At 61.5% G+C, this 19,678-nt stretch carries 11 protein-coding genes and 2 pseudogenes; 5 read left to right on the forward strand and 8 right to left on the reverse strand.

Features of this window, described 5'->3' with window-relative positions; all coding sequences use genetic code 11:
• Positions 1-508: pseudogene (locus tag QZ266_RS13710) on the forward strand (9-O-acetylesterase); the annotation flags it as partial.
• On the opposite strand, the gene QZ266_RS13715 reads toward QZ266_RS13710, so the two are convergent.
• The 5 genes from QZ266_RS13715 to QZ266_RS13735 all read right to left on the reverse strand — a co-directional run bounded on the left by QZ266_RS13715 (position 505) and on the right by QZ266_RS13735 (position 9,523).
• Entirely contained in the window at positions 505-1,641 is a 1,137-nt protein-coding gene (locus QZ266_RS13715) for a THUMP domain-containing protein (protein WP_295696099.1), read from the reverse strand. The pseudogene QZ266_RS13710 and the gene QZ266_RS13715 sit on opposite strands and share 4 nt — an antisense overlap.
• Positions 1,642-1,737: 96 nt before the next feature.
• A complete protein-coding gene (locus QZ266_RS13720; RefSeq protein ID WP_295696101.1) occupies positions 1,738-2,421 on the reverse strand; it encodes an SDR family NAD(P)-dependent oxidoreductase in 684 nt (227 codons plus the stop codon).
• Between the two features lie 204 nt (positions 2,422-2,625).
• The gene (locus QZ266_RS13725; RefSeq protein WP_295696103.1) at positions 2,626-5,235 is read right to left on the reverse strand and encodes a glycoside hydrolase family 3 protein; all 2,610 of its coding nucleotides are present in this window, start codon (positions 5,233-5,235) and stop codon (positions 2,626-2,628) included.
• Entirely contained in the window at positions 5,228-6,163 is a 936-nt protein-coding gene (locus QZ266_RS13730; RefSeq protein WP_295696105.1) for a glycoside hydrolase family 16 protein, read from the reverse strand. The genes QZ266_RS13725 and QZ266_RS13730 overlap by 8 nt, the downstream gene beginning before the upstream one ends.
• A gap of 186 nt (positions 6,164-6,349) precedes the next feature.
• Positions 6,350-9,523 carry a TonB-dependent receptor gene (locus tag QZ266_RS13735; protein WP_295696107.1) on the reverse strand — a complete coding sequence of 1,058 codons (3,174 nt, stop codon included), beginning with the start codon at positions 9,521-9,523 and terminating at the stop codon, positions 6,350-6,352.
• Positions 9,524-9,673: 150 nt separating this feature from the next.
• Here QZ266_RS13735 and QZ266_RS13740 point away from each other — a divergent pair, with 150 nt between their 5' ends.
• From QZ266_RS13740 to QZ266_RS13755, 4 genes are read left to right on the forward strand one after another with little or no spacing between them, the layout of a single operon-like run.
• Positions 9,674-11,203, forward strand: a complete 1,530-nt coding sequence (locus tag QZ266_RS13740) for a tryptophan halogenase family protein (RefSeq protein WP_295696109.1) — start codon at positions 9,674-9,676, stop codon at positions 11,201-11,203.
• 10 nt (positions 11,204-11,213) lie between these two features.
• On the forward strand, positions 11,214-12,659 hold the full coding sequence (locus tag QZ266_RS13745) for a tryptophan 7-halogenase (protein ID WP_295696111.1): 1,446 nt from the start codon (positions 11,214-11,216) through the stop codon (positions 12,657-12,659).
• Positions 12,652-14,190, forward strand: a complete 1,539-nt coding sequence (locus QZ266_RS13750) for a tryptophan halogenase family protein (RefSeq protein ID WP_295696113.1) — start codon at positions 12,652-12,654, stop codon at positions 14,188-14,190. Before QZ266_RS13745 ends, QZ266_RS13750 begins: the two co-directional genes overlap by 8 nt.
• Before the next feature lie 2 nt (positions 14,191-14,192).
• Positions 14,193-15,692: a tryptophan halogenase family protein gene (locus QZ266_RS13755; protein WP_295696115.1), complete on the forward strand. Its 1,500-nt coding sequence runs from the start codon at positions 14,193-14,195 to the stop codon at positions 15,690-15,692.
• Here the strand turns inward: QZ266_RS13755 and QZ266_RS13760 are convergent.
• The 3 genes and pseudogenes from QZ266_RS13760 to QZ266_RS13770 all read right to left on the reverse strand — a co-directional run.
• The gene (locus tag QZ266_RS13760; protein ID WP_295696117.1) at positions 15,689-16,762 is read right to left on the reverse strand and encodes a LacI family DNA-binding transcriptional regulator; all 1,074 of its coding nucleotides are present in this window, start codon (positions 16,760-16,762) and stop codon (positions 15,689-15,691) included. The two genes, QZ266_RS13755 and QZ266_RS13760, sit on opposite strands and share 4 nt — an antisense overlap.
• Positions 16,763-17,084: 322 nt before the next feature.
• Positions 17,085-18,071, reverse strand: coding sequence for a hypothetical protein (locus tag QZ266_RS13765; protein WP_295696119.1), 987 nt, complete (start codon positions 18,069-18,071; stop codon positions 17,085-17,087).
• A 62-nt stretch (positions 18,072-18,133) separates the two neighbouring features.
• Positions 18,134-19,678: pseudogene (locus QZ266_RS13770) on the reverse strand (hypothetical protein); the annotation flags it as partial.

Consider the following 19,678-nt stretch of genomic DNA (forward strand, 5'->3'; position numbering starts at 1 on the left):
CGCCGACCAGCCCGTTGAATCCGGATGGGCCCGGGTGCGCGACGCCCAGCGCCGGGTTGCCGAGGCAGACCCACGCGCCGGCCTGGTGGTCACGATCGATATCGGCGACCGGCTCGACATACACCCGCCCAACAAGCAGGAAGTCGGACGCCGCGCCGCGCGCACCGCCCTGCATCTCCTTCATGATGCGGACGGCACAGCCTGGGGCGCGCGACCGCGTTCGGCACGGGCGAGCGGCGAGCGGATCGTGATCCGTCTTGCCGATATCGAGGGCGGTTTGCGCGCCATGAGCACGGATCAGCCTGGCGGGTTTGAAACCTGCACCGCATCGGGGTGCGCCTTTGCCCCGGCGCGCCTCGTCGCAGACCGGATCATTCTCAGCCCCGCCGAAAGCGGGGAGACGGTGACCCATATCCGCTATTGCTGGGCCGACGCGCCGCTTTGCCCGCTCTATGATCACGCCGGCCTGCCGGTCGGCCCGTTCGAGCTCGCGGTCAGTTCCGACTAGCGGGCAGACGGCAGCGCAGGCGTCACATGGAGCCGCACTTTCAGCCCGCCATGATCGACCGGGCCGGTCAGCGTTTCAAAGTGTAGACGCGTCGCCCGCGCCAGGGCGGCATCCGTGGTGACAAGCGCGACCCGCCAACCGGCAAAGCGCGCCCGCATCCGGTCGCCAAAGGCACCATAGAGATCGTACAGCGCTTTCTTGTTGCTGATCCGTGTTCCATAGGGCGGATTGACGATGACCAGGCCTGGCGGCGTATCCGGCGGCTCGACCTCGCGGATATCAGCCGGCTGGAAGTCTGTCCGTCCCGTCACGCCGGCACGTTCGGCATTGGCCCGGCTCATCCGCACCGCGCCCGGGTCCCGATCCGATCCGAATGCCAGGCAGGCCTCCGACAATTCCCCGGCCCGCCGCATGCTGGCCTGTCTGACGGATTGCCAGATCGCATCGTCGAAGCTCGGCAGATCCTCGAACGCGAAGGCCCGCCCCCGCCCGGGCATGAGCGCGCCCGCAATCTCGGCAGCCTCGATCACGAATGTCCCCGAACCACACATCGGGTCGACCAGCGCCTGCTTGCCGTCAAAGCCGGCAGCCCGCAAGAAGAGCGCCGCCAGGGTCTCGCGCATGGGCGCCCTGTTGACCTCGGCCTTGAAGCCGCGGCGATGCAGGAGTTCACCGGACGTATCGACACTCAGCGTGCAGACATTGTCCTCGATACGCGCACGGACACAGACTGGCGCATCCTCTTCGACCGGCAGGTCCAGCGCGCCGGCGATCGCCTTGCCTACCCGCTCGCTGACCGCCCCCGCATGATAGATTTTCGAGCCCTTGCAGCTCGCCTCGACCCGCACCGGCCTGTCGGCGCGCAGCACGCGCGCCCAGTCAACCTCCCGGGCCAGCTTGTCGAGCTGGGCGAGATGTACGACCCGGAAACTGGCGATCCGGGCGAGGATGCGGCTGGCGCCGCGGATCTCGAGATTGGCCCGCCAGACGTCGCGCCAGACGCCCTTGATGGTCACGCCTCCGGCAACGCATTTGGGTTTGCGAAAACCCTTCTCGACCAGCTCTTCGCGGAGCACGGCTTCCAATCCGGGCGCGACGGCCAGGAATATCTCGAAAGTGTCAGCTTGGGTCATGCAGGTGATCTAGCCGACTTCCTGATCCGGAGCGACACCCGCATGCGGCCGGCACGGGGCCAGCGCGTCAGCCGGGTCGCTTCGCCGAGCCCTGTGTCAGACCCGCCCTGTCACAGGCAGCAAGGCCCCCGTAATGGCCCGGGCATCGTCGCTGGCGAGAAAGAGGATGGCCGCCGCCAGATCATCCGGAGCCACCCAGTCAGCCGGGTCCGCATCGGGCATGTCTGCGCGATTGGCCGGTGTGTCGATGATTGAGGGCAAGACAGCATTCACCGTGACCTGGCCGAGCAATTCGCGCGACAGGCTTTCCGTCAGGCGCGCAACGCCGGCCTTCGACGCCGCATAGGCTCCCATGCCCATGTCCGACTTGATTGCCCCGGCTGCGCCGACATTGACAATCCGGCCTGAGCCGCTCGATTTCAGCCATGGCAGGGCCGTCTTGCTGGCTGTCACAGCCGTGCGCAGATTGATCGCAAACATGCGTTCCCAGCTGTCGACCGAGCCATCCTCGAGCGTTTCCCAGGCAAAACCGCCGGCAATATTCAACAGCGCGTCGATGCCGCCGCAGGTTTCAGCAATCGTCTCGAACGCCTTGCCGGCCGAATCCGGGTCGGTCAGATCAACCCCGCCAATCCGCAGGTCGCCAGCAAGGTCAGTGGCCTCACCGATATCGGCACGGTCGAGCAATACGACCCGGTCGCCGCTGGCACTGGCCCGGCGAGCGACAGCCTGCCCGAGCACGCCGGCTCCCCCTGTGATCACGATTGTCCGCTGGCTCATAATGTCCTCCCGGGGCGTTGCTGCCGTTGTTGGACGCCATCGTCCACACTCGACTGCCCGAGACAAGTGAGCATTCCAGACCTGTCACAGCGCTGGGCACCGGGGTCGGGTTGGCCGGGGGCGTACAGCCGCCGGAAACGGACCGATGCGTGCAGCACTCGCTGGAACGAGGCTGCACGCATCAGTCAGATCGCGCAGTGGGTGCTAGAGCTCACACGCCATGTCGGCGTCAGCTTCGCCACCGATCGACACGTCGTCGATCCACAACTCAAGGCCGACCGATCCGGTAATGACCAGAGGCGCGGTGATCGCAGACAGATCCGCACCGGCGTCCGCAAAACAGGACAGCGGCAAGACAGCACTCTGCCAACCCTTGCCCTCGGCCCAGCGGATTCCCGCCGTGACATCCAGACCGCCTTCACACGCTTCGCCGCAAGCCATTGCAAGGCCGACAGGCCCTTCGCCGCGATTTGTCACCTGATAGGAGATTTGCAGAAGGCTGTTGCTGTCGAGCGCCGCCGTTGCGCCTTCGACACGCACCGAGGCCTCACCTGTCCAGGTCATGCGACGGCTATCATCCTGCACATCGCGGTCATCGAGGGTGACGCTGACCAGACCATCATCGCTGCTGGCATCCGGTCCACTCACCGCCACCGGCTCACCGGCGCCCTGCAGCACCAGCTGATAGTCACCGAGCACACGCCCGGCACCGGCCAGGGCGATCATGCCCTCGCCGCCCAGATCAGCAAGACCGCTGTCTTCGCTGAGACCACCAACCGGCTCGCCGGCAGACGCATAGCTCAGGCCGTAGCCATAGGCGAAGAGCGGATCATACCCGTCATCATGGGGGTTCAGAACCGTTTGATCCGCGCGCTGCGGCCATGAATAGGACAGTCGACCCACGAAGTCGTGGCGCGCCTCGCCGTCCGCATCACCAATGAGAACATCGGCAATACCGCCGCCTTCAGAGCCCGGCAACCAGGCCGCGACGAAGGCGTCGGACGCGTTCAATTCACGATTCACCCAGAGCGGGCGACCGGAAATGAAGACCGCGACGGTGGGGATGCCGTCGGCCTGGAACTGGCTCAGCAGGTCCAGTCCGGTTTCATCAGGGAAGTTCACATAATCCTGGTCGCCGACGAATTCGGCATAGGGATTCTCACCGAAGACGACAACTGCCACATCCGGGCGTTCAGAATAGCTTCCGTCTTCGCTGACCGTGACCGTGCCGCCGGCCTCGGAGACGACTTCCTCGAACCCATCGAAAACCGACTGGGCGCCGGGGAAGACATCATTGCTGTGGCCATCGCCCTGCCAATTGATGGTCCATCCACCGGATTGCTTGCCGATATTGTCGGCGCCATCTCCGGCGATCAGGATATGGGTCGTCGGGTTGAGCGGCAGAAGGCCGGAATCGTTTTTCAGAAGCACAAGCGAGCTGCGCACCGCCTCGCGGGCGAGCGCACGGTGCTCGTCACCGCCGACGAGGTCGAAATCCCCGGCGTGCTGACGCTCTGATGGCGCGACGCCTTCAAACATGCCGGCACGCACCTTCACGCGCAGGATACGGGTCACCGCCTCATCGAGGCGTTCCATCGGAATGGTCCCGTCCTGAACCTGGGTCAGGAGGCTCTCATAGAGGCCACGCCAGCTTCCCGAGGCCATATACATATCGACACCCGCCAGCAGGGCCTGCGGACAATCTTCCGGGGTACAGCCCGCGATCTGGCCATGGCCTTCCCAGTCACCGATGACGAAGCCGTCAAACCCCATCCGGTCGACCAGGACATCGGTGAGCATGGCGCCATTGCCGTGCATCTTGATGCCATGCCAGGAATTGAAGGATGCCATGACCGTCTGCACGCCAGCCGCGATTGCCGGCGGGTAACCCGCGGCATGAATGTCGCGCATATCCGCTTCGCTGGACCGGTTGTCGCCCTGGTCGATGCCGCGATCGGTTCCACCATCACCGACCCAGTGTTTGGCGGTGGCAACAATGTGATCGCCACTCAGCAGATCGTCCGTGCCGGCGACGCCCTGGAGTCCTTCCACCATGGGGCGGCTCAGATTGGCAACGATCTCCGGCCGTTCGGAATACCCTTCATAGGTCCGCCCCCAGGTATCATCCTGCACGACGGCCAGTGTCGGGGCGAACGTCCAGTCCTGCCCGGTGGCGCGAATTTCCAATGCCGTCGCCTCGCCAATGCGGCGGATCAGGTCCGGATCATTGGCGGCACCAAGACCGATATTGTGCGGAAACAGGGTCGCGCCGACGATATTCGAGTGGCCGTGAACGGCATCCGTACCCCAGATGATCGGGATTCCGACGCCGCCATCCGACGTGTCCGTGGTCACGGTGTAATACTCGTCCGCGAGCGCCAGCCAGGCCTCGGGCGGTGCGAAATTATCATTCCCCGGTCCGGAATTTCCGCCGTTGAGAATGGAGCCGAGATGGTATTGGGCGGCCAGTTCCGGTGTGACGGTGGAAATGTCCGCCTGGAGGACCTGACCGACTTTTTCCTCAACGCTCATGCGCGAGACGAGCTCGGCCACAAAAGCCTCGATTTCCGGGTCGCGTTCAACGCCGGATTGGCCTTCCGGCCAATTCGCCGGATCAATGACGACACTGCTTGTGCCGTTGGACACCGTAATCTCGGTGCTCGCTGTGCTCGCGGGACTCGCGGGGCTCGCCGTGCTTGCCTCGATCTGGGGCTCGACAACTTCCTCGGCCGTCGGCTGACACGCCGCGAGCGCGAGCGCAGCGAGCGAAACGGTGAATTGCAGTCCAGCGATTCTTGAAATCCTGTTAGTCATCTTGGCCTCCATGCCGGCATCCTGCCAGTGTTTCCGGGTTGGACGGGCAAGCATATACCCGCACAAAATCAATCCGCATTTGTCTTGGAAAATGGTCCTCGGAGACGCCGCCGAGATTGCTCGTCTCGGGCCAGTTTCCGCCGATCGCGAGGTTCAAGAGCAGATGGAATGGCTGGTCGAACGGTGCGCCGTCGGTCTGACTGGCCGCGCTCCCCTCGGTAAACCACTCATCCGCCGTCTGACGGGCATACGGAACCCCGTCAACAAACCAGGTAAAATCTTCGGGCGTCCATTCGATCGCATAGACATGGAAACCCGTCGGGTCCTCGAGAAAGGTCGCATCGCCGGAATGGGTATTGTCCGGCGCAGATCCGCCATAGTGAAGCGTCCCCAGAACCCGGGTTTCAAGGCCGGTCGGGCAGACGTCGCACGGCTCTCCCAGATTGACCGCTTCCATGATGTCGATCTCGCCAGACGCTGCCCAACCGCCATAGACACTCTCTTCCGGCAACATCCAGATGGCCGGCCAGCTACCCTGGTGCCCGGGCAGCTGCGCCCGGATCTCAAAGCGACCATAGCGCCAGGATGCCAGACCCCGCGTTGTCAGACGCGCGGACGTGAAATCCTGCGTGACGGGATCGCCGGTCAGCCCCCAGCGTGGCGGGAAAGGATCTCCGGTCCACGACTCATTGCGAGCCTCGATCACCAGATGCCCGTCGGCGGTAAAGGCATTCTCGGGACGGTCAGTATAGCATTGACGCTCATTATTGCCGCCGCCCCAGCAATCCACGTCATAGGTCCATTTGCCGGGGTCGATAGCGTCTGCTTCAAACTCATCCGCCCAGACAAGCGTCCAGCCTTCCGGCTCCGCTGCCGCCAGCGGCTGCAGGGTGGCGACGAGTAATGAAAGAAAGTGCAAGGGCATCATGAGCTTACGGCTCCCTCAGCCTTGGTTGTGGAACCTGATGGTAAAACGACGCACCGCGACAGATTGCGAGAACGCGGAAAAACCACGCTTGAACTCTGGCCAGGGTCTGGCGGGCTTCAAAAAAGGGGGCAGGTGGTTACACCTGCCCCCAATTTCAGAATTTGAAATCATGCGTTGTTGCGCTGACTAGAATTCGTAGCGCACACCGACTTCAAATCGACGATCGTTCTGGAAGACCGACCGAGCATAGCTCTGACCTGCCGCATCGACCTGCTGGGTGGCAGCAGCCCGGGTATCGAGCAGATTGGCAGCCTGGACACGCAGCTGGAAGCTGTCCGTGACGTCCCAACGGAAGGAGGCGTCAAGGAAACCGATATCGTCCTGCATGATCGGGTTGCCCGTGATGAAGTCCCGATAGGAACTCCAGTAGGCCGACCGCCAGTTGTAGGCGAGGCGGACCTCGAACTGATCATCCTGATAGATACCGATCAGGTTGTAGGACTTGTCCGAGAGTCCGAGCAGCTCGTCGACACCCCACCGGTAGACCGTGAGGAAGCCTTCAACGCCATCACCGTCCGCATCCTGGACCGAAGGCAGCGGCGAGGTTTCCGAGGTCAGGAATGTCATGTTCGCCTGGACACCCAGGTTTCCGAACAGACCCGGCCACTCGGTGAAGAATTGCTGGTAGGAGAATTCCACACCTTCCACGGTACCGTCATTCAGGTTCAGATTGCCCGAATAGGTCACCGGAACTGTGTAGCCATCCAGCGTCACCGAATCGATCGTTTCCTCGCCATAGACGATGATGTTGCTCAGGTCCTTGTAGAAGGCCGAAGCGGTGAAGAGGCCGTCTGAGCCGAAATACCACTCATAGGACAGGTCGAAGTTTGTCGCTTCAACCGGATCGAGGGTCGGATTTCCGCCGACCTCGTTGATGCCACCAAGAACGATATCGGCGATGGCCGGCGGCGTAGCCGTATTGTCAACGACAAAGCCAAGCTCGGCAGAAACGCCGCGGTTGGAATTGAGGTTTGCAATATTGGCAGGCGAGATCGCCTGGCTGGCTGCAAAGCGGACAATCATCTCATCATTCAGGTCCCAGCGGACATTGAAGGACGGCAGCCAGTACTCATAGCTGTTGTCGATCGTGTTCGCCTGATTGGCCTGATCAAGATAAGCCGCGGTCTCCGGGAGGAAGTCGCGGGGCTGCGTCGCGTCAAGCGGATCATCTTCCGCAAGTTCTGCATAGCCGACGAATCCGCCACCGGTCGTGTCGGTGCGCACATAGCGCAGACCGAAATTACCCGTGACCGACTGGCCATTGCTGAACTCCTGGCCGAAATTCATCCGACCATAGAAGTTGGTCGTCTGCTCCTTGACCGACCCGTCAATGCCGCGATTGACGTAGTCAACCACACCATTCTGACGGAGCGGAACCCAGTCGCCGACCTGCAGGTTGCCGTCACCATTAATGCCGCCACCCATCAGCGGCTCAGCGGCGAGAGAGGCCACGAAGGCCTCATAGTCCTGCATCTGGACACGGCTCGGGAAGACGATCGAGGTGATGTCACCCTGGAACACGTTACCATCCATGAAGCCGGAGAAGTCGGCGACATCATAGGCGTCGGCGTCTACACGGTTCGCGTAAGGCAGGTAGCCACCACTCCATGGCGGCGCGATGCCGGCCCAGTTCAGGCCCGCACTGCGGTTGATCTGCTCACGCTCGGAGAAGCGCGCACCGAACTGAACGGAGTCAAACCAGCCATCATCACCGAACTCGTATTCGGCATCAGCCCGGAAGGCCGTCAGATCGCCCGTATTGTCCTCGAACTGGTCGGCCGCATACAGCAGGAATGCGTAACGCGGATCGCCGAGATCACCCAGCACACCCGGATCAGCACCACGGAAAGTGCCACCCCAGTCAGCCAGACGCACCTGGTCGGACAGGAAGAGCTCAATCTCCGGATTCTCGGCGTCCGAGAAATCGAACCGGTAATCGGCGAAGTGGTTACCACCCGCCCAGAGCCGGGTCATGGTGGCTTCGGCTTCGGTGTATTGAGCATCCAGCTCGACATACAGACGCTCGTTCACACGCCATTGAAGATTGGCGCTGAAGTCCTGCGTCATCGACTCATTCGTTTGCGCAATTGCAAGCGACTGGAGCGGAGTCTGAAGGTTACCGGTCTGGCCCAGCCAATCGCGAAGATTGTTGGAAACCATGCCCGATTCCATCAGGCCGCCATCGACACCGATCAGGCTTTCGCAGATCCCGACGCCACCATTGGCGGCTTCGCCATTACCATTACAGCGCGGGATGCCGGCAGAGGTGAAGGGCGTGATGTTGCGCGTGCTCGAATCGCCGAGCACCGACCACACATTCCACGACTCCGCATCGGTGAAGAATTCGAGCGTGCGCTCATCGGTCTGAACGAAATTCTCGACCCGGGTCGCCTTCAGCGTGAGCTCGATGTCACCATTCGGCGAGCGCCACTGGCCCGCAAGATAGTAACTGTCGCGCTCGCGGCCGATTTCGGCATCACGTGCCTGCCAGCCACCGGGCAGAGCCATTGTGGTTCCCGCATTGTCCGGGTTCGGAATCGCCATCAGCTGGCCATACTGGAAGCCATTGATGCGCGACTGCAGCTCGGACGTCGAGAATGACGCCAGAATTCCGAAGTCACCCGAATTATTGCTCCAGCGATCACCAAAGATCGCGCTGTAGCCCGGGCTCCATTCCTCAGCGAGGTCCGCATAGGTTCCGTCAGCCGCGAGGATCGCGATCTGGCCGTCACGGTCGAACGGCTCGAGCGTGCGCAGATTGACGGTACCGGCAATACCCCCTTCGAGCATGTCAGCCGTCTGGTTCTTGAACACGTCGACGGAGCCGATCAGCTCAGGCGGAATACTGGCCCATTCCAGGGCACGGCCACCATTTGCCGAGAACGCGTCGCGGCCATTGAATTCGGACCGAACATACTGCAGGCCGCGGACAATGTTGCCGGAGCCTTCAGGCGACGGGAAGTCGCCGTCGCTGCCGCCAAGCACGAACCGCTGGACCACAACACCCGGCACGCGTGCCAGGGCTTCAGCCACGGACAGGTCCGGCAGTTGGGACACGTCAGACGCGGTGATCGAGTCTACGAATGTGTCAGCTTCACGTTTGGTGTTACGAGCCGTGAGCAGTGCGCCCCGGACGCCTTGGATCGTGATGACTTCCTGGGACGTCTCACTCTCTTCGTTAGCGGTTTCTGCTTCCTGCGCCATGGCAGGTTGAGCAGCCAAGGTGGCAACCATGGCTGTCGTTCCCAGCAGGGCATATCGCGTTGACCGCCAGCGGTCAGCCTTCTTCGATTTGGTCACTTAGTTCCTCCCCTAGACGCAAGTCTTTATTTTTTTACCCAAAACGGGCATCGGATATCACCGAAGATGGTAACGTTATCATTACTCCTTTCATTTTTGCAATAGGCGATCCATAGTGAGATTGCCGTTTGGTAGTCATAAGGATCGGACGTGAGTGCGATTTCGCGAATTTGTATTCTTGGCGGTGGAACCGCGGGTTGGATGACTGCCGCCGCCCTATCCAACAAGTTCAAAAGTTTAGGCCTGGAAATCACGCTCGTTGAATCCGATCAGATCGGAACCGTTGGCGTAGGTGAGGCAACCTTGCCACACATCCGGTTTTTCAATCAGGCGCTGGGGATCGACGAACCGACCTTCATGAAATCCACCGAGGCCACGTTCAAGCTCGGGATCGAATTCTGCGACTGGGGCCAGCGCGGCGACCATTATATTCACCCTTTCGGGGATTACGGTCTCCCGCTCGATGATCTGGACTTTCACCAGTTCTGGCTGAAGTTACAGAAGGCTGGCCAGGCCCGGCGTCTCAGTGATTATTCCTACCCGATCGTGGCAGCCGAGAACGGGCGCTTCCAGATCCCGGGCGATGACCCCAACAAGATCGGCTCGAATTTCGGCTACGCCTACCAGTTCGATTCCAGCCTCTATGCCCGCTTCCTCAGGTCATACAGCGAGGACAAGGGTGTTCGACGGCTCGAAGGCCGTGTTGTCGATGTCGACCTCGACAGCGAGTCCGGCGACGTCAATTCCGTCAAGCTCGAGGACGGGTCACGGGTGACCGCCGACCTGTTTGTCGATTGCTCGGGCTTTCGCGGTGTGCTGATCGAGCAGGCGCTGGAGACCGGTTATGACGACTGGAGCCAATGGCTGCCCTGCAACCGCGCCATCGCCGTCCCGTGTGAATCGAGAGGCGAGCTCCTGCCCTTTACCCGCGCCACGGCCCGCACGGCCGGCTGGCAATGGCGTATCCCGCTTCAGCACCGGACCGGCAATGGTCATGTCTACTGGAATGAGTTCATCTCCGATGATGAGGCCGCCCACCAGTTGATGAGTTCGCTGGAAGGCCCGGCGCTGGCCGAACCCAAACAACTTTTCTTCAAGACCGGCCGCCGCAAGAAATTCTGGAATCGCAATGTGGTCAGCATCGGCTTGTCAGCCGGCTTCCTCGAACCGCTTGAGTCCACATCCATCCACCTTATCCAGGAAGGCATAACGTCGCTGATCGAGCTCTTCCCGAGCCAGACGATTAACCCGCTGGACATCGCCGAATACAATGACCGGATGGCCTTGAACTTCGAACGCGTGAGAGATTTTCTGCTTCTCCACTACGTCGCGACCCAGCGGGATGACAGTGAGATGTGGCGCTATTTCCAGGCCATGGAGCTGCCCGCCAGCTTGCAGGAGAAAATCGCCGCCTGGTCGTCGCGCGGTTATGTCCTGAAATACGAGTTCGGCGTCTTTCTGCCGCCAAGCTGGATCGCGGTCATGCTGGGGCAGAACCTCCTCCCCACCGATCACGACCCCCGTATCGACAAATATCCGCTCGCGGACGTGAAACGGCGGCTGGACGAGATAGATCAGGAAACAAGGCGCGCCGTCGAAGCGACGCCGACGCAGGCTGAATTCCTGCGCCGTTATGGCGCGGCATCCGCTTCAGCGCCCATCCTTGCAAACGGAATGTGAGCCCGCGCCCGTGCCGGAACCGACCAACACACCGACCCGATCCATCATCGTCTGCGGCAGCGGCCTGGCCGCCAGCCTGACAGCGCTCAGCCTCGCCAGAGGCCTGGACGAAACCTGCGGGATCATCCAGGTCCGCGGCGCGGCCGTGCCGCAGGAAGACGTGCTCTATGGAAACGCAACCGACCCGGCGAGCTACAATTTTCTGCGTCGACTGGGGCTGGATGAACCGACACTTCTGCTGAAAAGCGCCGCCTCCTTTTCCTATGGCTGCCATTTCCGCAAATGGCTGTCTTCGCACAGCTGGCTGCAATGTCATCACGCGCCGTTCAAGACGATTTCGGGCATCCCTCTATTTCACCATGTGACACGCGCTTCCGCTGCCCTTCAGCCCCTGCTGGTCTCGGCGCAGGCCGCGCTTGCCGGGCGCTTCGCCCACCCGCCTTCGGATCCGGGAAATGCCCTGTCGCAAGCTGAATACGGCTATCAGACAGACCCTTGCGAGCTGACCCGGCTTGTCGACGCCCAGCTTGCGAACACTCACGTCCGGCGGTTGGATGCCGACATTCGCTCGATCGAGGCCGAAGGCAGTCGGCTCACCGCCATTCAGCTGGACACTGGCGAGACCGTGACGGCGAGCCTGTTCATCGACGCAAGCGGCCCCTCAAGGCGCGCCATCAACAGCGTGGGAGGCCGCTTCAACGCCGAACGGACGATCGGCGCCGCCAAAACGACCCGCGCCACCGATCAGCTCGGTCCGCCGTGCCGAGAGATCGAGACCAATGCCCTCGGCTGGACGTCAAAAGCCTTCCTCCAGAACGGCGAACACGTGCTGCATGTCGGCCCGGCTGACACAGCCGAGAACCCGGACGCACACTTCACCGTCGAGCTTGGTCATCTGACGAATGCCTGGGTCGGGAATTGCGTGGCGATCGGCCATGCCGCTTCGGTGGTCGAGCCGCTCACCCCGGCGCCGATGATCATGCTTCAACGCGATATCGAGCGCTTGCTGGAACTCATCCCGGTGCTCGACGACATGACCGTTGAACAAAAGGAGTTCAACCGGCGCTTTCGCGAGGACACGGCCCACATCACCATGTTTCATGATGCGCTATTGTCCGGCAGCGACGCGCCCGCCTCCAGCTATTGGCGAGACGCCTTGTCCAAGCCACACAACGAGAAGCTCGAACGGAAAATCACGCAATTCACGAACCGGGGAATTCTGACCCGCTACGATCTCGAGCCCTTCAATGACGAGGACTGGACCATCGCGCACATGGGAATGGGCCGGGTCCCGAGTCAGTATGACCGGCAGGTCGACCGGATTTCGAAAGACGAGACCGAACGGAATTTGACCCATATGAGCGAGACGATCAAACAGCTCATACCCAAAATGCCGCCGCACCACATCTATGTGGCCAAGCTCAAGCAGTATCTCGAAAAGAAAAACCATGTCTGATACCCCGCCTGGCAATATCAAGCGCATCGTCATTGTCGGCGGCGGGTCGGCGGGCTGGATGACGGCCGCAGCCCTGTCGAGTCTATTGCCGCCGGACAGCGTTCGCGTGTCGCTGGTCGAGTCCGAACAGATCGGCACAATCGGGGTCGGCGAGGCAACCATCCCCGACATCATCCACTTCAATGCGATCCTGGGTATTCCCGAGGCCGAATTCCTGAAGGCGACCAACGGGACGTTCAAACTCGGCATCAAATTCGTGAACTGGGCCCGCCAGGGCGAAGCCTATTTCCATCCGTTCGGTGTGCATGGTGCCGATATGAACGGGATTGATTTCCATCAATTCTGGCTGCGCTACCAACAGGACAATCCCGCCAGCACAATTGAGGATTTCAGCCTCAGCGCCCGCGCCGCGGCGGCCGGAAAATTTGCCAGACCGGAAGCCAATCCGCGATCCGTCCTGTCCCAGCTGCGCTATGCCTATCATTTCGACGCCACCGCCTATGCGCGCTATCTCCGTGGCTATGCAGAGACACGCGGTGCCCAACGGATCGAGGGCAAGGTCACCCAGGTTCACCAACATGCGGAAACCGGCGATATCACCCGTATAGAGCTGGAAGACGGCTCATCCGTCGATGGCGATCTCTTCTTCGACTGTACGGGCTTTCGCGGCCTGCTCATCAACAAGACGCTGGGCATCGACTTCAAGGACTGGTCTCACTGGCTGCCCTGCGACACCGCACAGGCGGTTGCCTGCGAGTCATCCGGCGACCCCCTGCCCTATACAATCTCCACGGCCAAGAAGGCCGGCTGGCAATGGCGCATCCCCACACAGCATCGCACGGGGAACGGGCATATCTATTCCAGCAAGCTGATGAGCGATGACGAGGCCGTTCAAAGCCTGATGGATGATCTCGATGGCCCGGCAATCGGATCGCCGCGCAAGATCGCCTTCCAGACCGGTCACCGCACGAAGTTCTGGGAGAAGAATTGTGTCGCGATCGGCCTGTCCGGCGGCTTTCTCGAACCCCTGGAATCGACCTCTCTCTTCCTGATTCAAGAGGGAATCAGCAAGTTCATCGCCCTGTTTCCGACAGCCCGCATGCCATCCGTCGTTCGCGACGAGTATAACCGCATGCTGGAGAAGAAGTTCGAGCAGGTGCGCGACTTCATTATCCTGCACTACAAGGCCACTGAGCGGGATGACACACCCTTCTGGAACTACACCCGAACGATGGACGTCCCGGACTCATTGACCAGGCGTATCGAACTTTTCCGCGAGGCCGGGCGCGTTTTTCGCTATGATGACGAACTGTTCTCGAAACCGAGCTGGATCGCGGTCCTGCTGGGGCAGAACATCATGCCAAAATCAATTGATCCGATCGTGAGCACGGTTGACCGTGCCAAGATCACGCACAGCCTCCAGTCGATGCAGTCGGCCATGGGGCGGGCGGTGGACCAGATGCAATCGCATCGCGCTTTCCTCGACAGTTTGGACAGCCCGGCGCAAACGCTTAGTGGGAATGGGCGATAAGCATGCAAGACCAGAACATCAAAGAGATCGTGATTGTCGGCGGCGGGACGGCAGGCTGGATGGCCGCCGCGGCGTTTTCCATCCTTTTGCGAGACCCGACCATCAAGATCCGTCTCGTCGAGTCCGACGAGATCGGAACGGTGGGTGTCGGTGAGGCGACGATCCCGCATATCCGGTATTTCAACCAACTGGTCGGTCTGGACGAGAAGGAATATCTGCGCCGGACGAATGCGACCTTCAAGCTCGGCATCGAGTTTGTGAATTGGGGTCAGGTAGGCGATCGCTACTTCCACCCCTTCAGCCCTTATGGGGTGAATATGGATGGAATCCATTTCCACCATTTCTGGCTCCGCCATATCCAGAATCCGGATGCCGCGCCGATCGACGACTATAATATCCAGGTACTGGCATCGAAGCTGAACAAGTTCGCCCACCCGCAACCCAATCTGCGCGGCTCCCCGCTCGCCAATATCGAATACGCTTACCAATTCGATGCCAGCCTCTATGGCAAATACATGCGCGAAGTCGCTGAATCGCGTGGCGTGGAACGCATTGAAGGCAAGGTCGTCGAGGTCAGGCAGCGCCCAGAGGACGGCTTTATCGAAAGTCTCAAACTGGAGTCAGGCGAGACTGTTGCGGGCGAGCTCTTCATCGACTGCACCGGCTTCCGTGGCCTGCTGACCGAGCAGACACTGAAGTCAGGCTATGATGACTGGTCTCACTATCTGCCTGTCGACCGGGCCGTCGCCCAGGCGTGCGAACTCGCCGGACCACTGACCCCGTTCACGCGGTCGACCGCGCACAAGGCTGGCTGGCAATGGCGTATCCCGCTGCAAAACCGGCTGGGCAATGGCCATGTCTATTGCAGCGACTATATCAGTGATGATGAGGCCTATGACACGCTGAAATCCGGCCTCGATGGTGCGCCAATCTCGGATCCACGTTTCCTGCGGTTCAAGACCGGTATTCGAAAGAAGCCCTGGAACAAGAATGTCGTCGCCCTGGGCCTGGCGAGCGGCTTCCTTGAACCGCTGGAGTCCACATCAATCCACCTGATCCAGACCGCCATCGCCCGCCTGATGACCAATTTCCCCGACAAGATCTTCAACGAGCGGGATATCGAATACTACAATGATCGCACGCTCGCCGAGTTCGAACAGGTTCGCGATTTCATCATTCTCCACTATTGCGCCACCCAGCGCACAGACAGCCCGCTCTGGAATCACGTTCGGACGATGGACCTGCCGGAAACCCTTCGCCAAAGAATTGATATATATAAGGAAAATGGCCGCCTCTACCGGCATGACAATGAGCTGTTCGGTGAACACAGCTGGTTTGCCGTATTCGAGGGGCAGAATATCCGGCCCAAGCGCTATCACCCGGTCATCAACCATTTGGCCGATGACATGCTCGAAAAGCGCATGACGGAAATCCGGCGCGCGATGCAGAAATGCCTCGAGCAATTCGAGGATCATGCGGAATACCTGCAGAAGCGGACCTAGACCGACCGCTTTCGCGCAGACGCCAGGGCGGGCGGTTTCGGCGCCGCGGTGGACTCCCGCACAATCAGCTTGTGGGGCAGGCACAATTTCTGTGGCGGCACCTTGGAAGGGGAGTTCGCCCCGGCGACAAGGCGCTCGAGTGTCTCGATCGCCGCATCGGCCATTTTCCGGATGGGCTGGCGGATCGTGGTCAGTGGCGGCCAGACGGCCGAAGCGGTTGCCGTATCATCAAAGCCGACAACGGAAACATCCTCCGGCACGCGGAGTCCGGACTGGTGCGCCGTGGCGATCGCGCCCGCCGCCATATCGTCATTGCTGGCAAAGATCGCTGTCGGCGGGTTATCAGCCTGCAGGATCGCTTTCGCGGCGTGCATTCCCGAGACATAGGTGAAATTGCCCTCGCCCAGAATACTGGGGTCAACCGGAATACCGCGCTCGGCGAGAGCCTGCGTGTATCCGGTGAGGCGAAGCTCACTCGCCCGGTGATCCGCCGGCCCCTTGATCAAGCCGATCCGGTCATGCCCGAGATCCAGCAAATACGATGTCATCTCCCGTGCCGCGGCAATGTCATCCATGCCGACACTGGCCCCGGCAAAGGTGCCGAGCCGGGGGCTCACACAGACATAGGCAATCTTGGTCCTCTCCAGGACATCAATCAGCTGCGGATCATCGGACAGCGGCGGAACGACGATCAGGGCCTGGATACTCGTATCGAGAAAGCGTCGCTCGATCAGTTCGAGATTGACCAGGTTGCGGTCGAGAAAAGGTTCCTCGACGACGAGATTGTGGCCAAGCCGCCGGCAGCTGCTGAGCGCACCCAGCAGGAATTCGCTGAGATAGCCGTAACTCGGATTGCGATAGATGAGACCGATGAACAGGCCGGACCGTCCGGCAAGGCTGCGCGCCATCAGATTGGGTCGATAGTTCAAGGCACGCATCGCCTCGAGGACGCGCTTGCGTGTGGCTTCCTTCACCATGCCCTGGTCGTTGAGAACGCGCGACACGGTCATTGGAGAAACCGACGCAAACTCGGCGACATCCTTGATCGTAGGCTGTGGCTTTTTCCTCATACCAACCCTGTCATGACCTTCAACCAACACCGCCAGAGCCTGGGTGATCAGTATGGACCTCTCCGCAGAGAGCCAAACCCGCAATTTTTGTATAGAACGTCTGCACGATTTCTCAAACGCGCTTTCCCGGTAGGCCGGAGATGCCGGTCTGGCCGGGCTTGCCGCCGCCGCGCATGCAGCGAGATGGCGATAACAGAGCGCAAGGCGCGATCCGCCAGGTCCGCATGACGGGCGCGAGGAAGATCGGGATTGTGACGGCGAGACAGACCGGCAAGCCCGGTCTGGACGCGCTGACCGACCCTGCCTTGGCTATCGAAGCACGCTATCCGGGCGGGGCGGCAGGCGTCCGGCGCCGCCAGAACCAGATGCCGCCACCAAGGCCGCCCAGGAGTACCAATAATCCCAGGCCCGCCAGGAGAAGCGGCGGCACACCGCGGCGTCCCCGGCCTTCAACCACCCTTGAGAGCTCGCTTGCGACGGCCTCGGCCTCATTCGCGGCTCGCAGCTCGACACCCAGCGCATTCCCGATCTGGGCAAGTTGGTAGAGAGACGGGTCATCCGCTTCCACGCCCAGGGTTATCAACTGACCCATCATCCGGCCCAGCGGCTCGATCATGATGATTTCGAGCGACTTGTAGCCGTCTGTCTGCTGATCGTGCCAGGTGCCCGGATCGGTCACCCCGACGAAGACAGGACGCCCCGTGACCTCGACATATCGCATGCCGCTCCAGCCACCATTTTCCGATGGCGAGACATACAAAACCTCCCCATCCTCGTCGACGACACGGATTTCGGGCCCGAAATACCCCCCCCGCCAGGAATGCAGCTGGATGCCCAATACGCCTCGCCGAGGCGGGTCGACCCGGAACCAGTCCCAGTCCTGATTGGCGAGCCGGATCACGCTGTGAAAGGGCAGTTCAGTCTCGCGCGCCTGCTCGATATCGTCATTGGGTTCGAAGGCATCATTGGGCGGTCGGGCAAAGATCCGCCCCTGCACCACGCCGCCGGCCGGTCCGTCCGGACCCGATCCGGCGAGCTCCAGGCGATGACGCCCCGGGCCCAGAACCATCACTTCGCTCCGGTCCTGATTCTCGACCGTCTGATCATCGGCCATCTCCAGGATGGTGACATCGACCAGAGCGTCGGGGCCCGAAAACACATCGAAGCGAATCTGCGCCGGCCTTTCCAGACGCAGGCTGATCTCGGCGGCACCGTCTTCATCCAGTTCGATCGTGACGATCTCGTTTGGATCCAATCGGGTCTGTGCCCGAACCCCGGGGGCGCTGACCAGGGTCACACAGACCAGCATAAAGACCCCCACAAAGAAGCCACTTTGAGCAGGATGAAGACGGGGGAGATGAAACACCGCCATTATCCGTTCTCCGGCTCGGCCCGGGTCACCGCATCACCGACGCGCTGACGCGCCTGCGGCAATGGCATCAGACCGCCACGCGCCTGATTGGCTCGATTGCGAACCCGGTCCATATCCGCCTGCCCTCGCGAGCTGCGGCCGACATCGGTCATCGTCTCACTGGGTCGGGAATTGATGCCCCAACGCAGGCCGGATTGCCGGCTTCGACCGTAATAGACGCCGTAATCCTTGACCTCATACACAGCCAGGCACCGTCCGTCCGGCAGGACGCGTTCGATATAGCTGTGTTCTGTCAGGGTGATACGGTCAAGATGACGGCCACCATCCTCGACGTCCACGGCATAGCCTGACCACGTCTCCGCCTGACAATTGACCGGCGGCTGCGGCGCTGGACCCCGGTCAGGCGCTGGCGGCGGCGTCGCATCGGGCGCCTGGTGACGGGACAGGACCGCCTCCAGCTCCCGGATCGCGCCGGTAACGTTGCCCTCACAGGTCTCTGCGCCATCCGTGAAGCTGGCATAACGCCATTCCTGTGCCCGCGGATCAGCGAAGCTGGTGAACAATCCGCGAGCCTGGGCATGCGCGGCAGCAAGGGGTGTCCCACCGCCCGCGGAGGCTGAAACCAGGAAGTCGCGAATGCCGTCGGCATCCCGTGTGAAGCGCCGGGTCGTGAAGCCGCCGCAACCACTGAAGACCACAGCGGCAAACTCGATCAGCTGATCTTCGGGAAGGTTTTCAAAGGTCTGCGTGATACCTGCCCTGGCATTGGTGAGCCGGTTGGCGTCATTCATCGAGCCCGACCCGTCAAGAATGATCAGGAAAGACAGCGCCGGGCCCTCACCAAGCCTGTGCCAGGTGTCCGGCCCGCCATCGGCGGCAGTGACCCCGGCTCGCATCGCCTCCAGCCCAGCCCAGTACAAACCCGAACCCCATTGCGACGGGTCATTGATCGTGACCGCGGTCGCCGGGTCCGCATCCAGTGGCTGCCCTTCCAGGCTGATGGTCACAGCCAGATCGCCATTCTCGTCACGCAGACTCGACGCTTCCTCAAGGTCGAAACGCGCCTGCCAGCGCGTCGCTTCACCGCTCACCTCGGCCGTCGCACCGCCCACCGTGACACTCGGGGCGGCGGCCAGTGGAGCCGAGAATTCGAGCCGCATACGACCGTCGCCGGTTTCACTGACCGTTCGCGCCACATCCACATCAAGCGTACGAACCGGCGCGCCGAGCGCGAGCGCCGTCAATTCCCGCTCCGCCTCATAGTCGGGACCACCCGACCATTCTGCACGATAGGCCAGTCGCCCACCGGCCCGCACGTCAATACGGGCCAGATGAGCGGGAATCCGGTCGACCAGTAATTGGTGATCCTCATTCGGCTGGGCTCCGCTGGCTTGCGGATCGGCATCGGTCCAAGCGCCACGACGCGACCGGACACTGACCCGCAGCGGGAGGGGTCCACGCAAGGCCTCATAGGCCTCTCCCTCAGGCACATCATAGCGTCCGCGCCAATGACGGGCATCCAGCCAGCGCCCCTCGAGTGGCTC

The organism is uncultured Maricaulis sp., assembly GCF_905480005.1.
In the GTDB taxonomy this organism is placed as follows: domain Bacteria; phylum Pseudomonadota; class Alphaproteobacteria; order Caulobacterales; family Maricaulaceae; genus Maricaulis.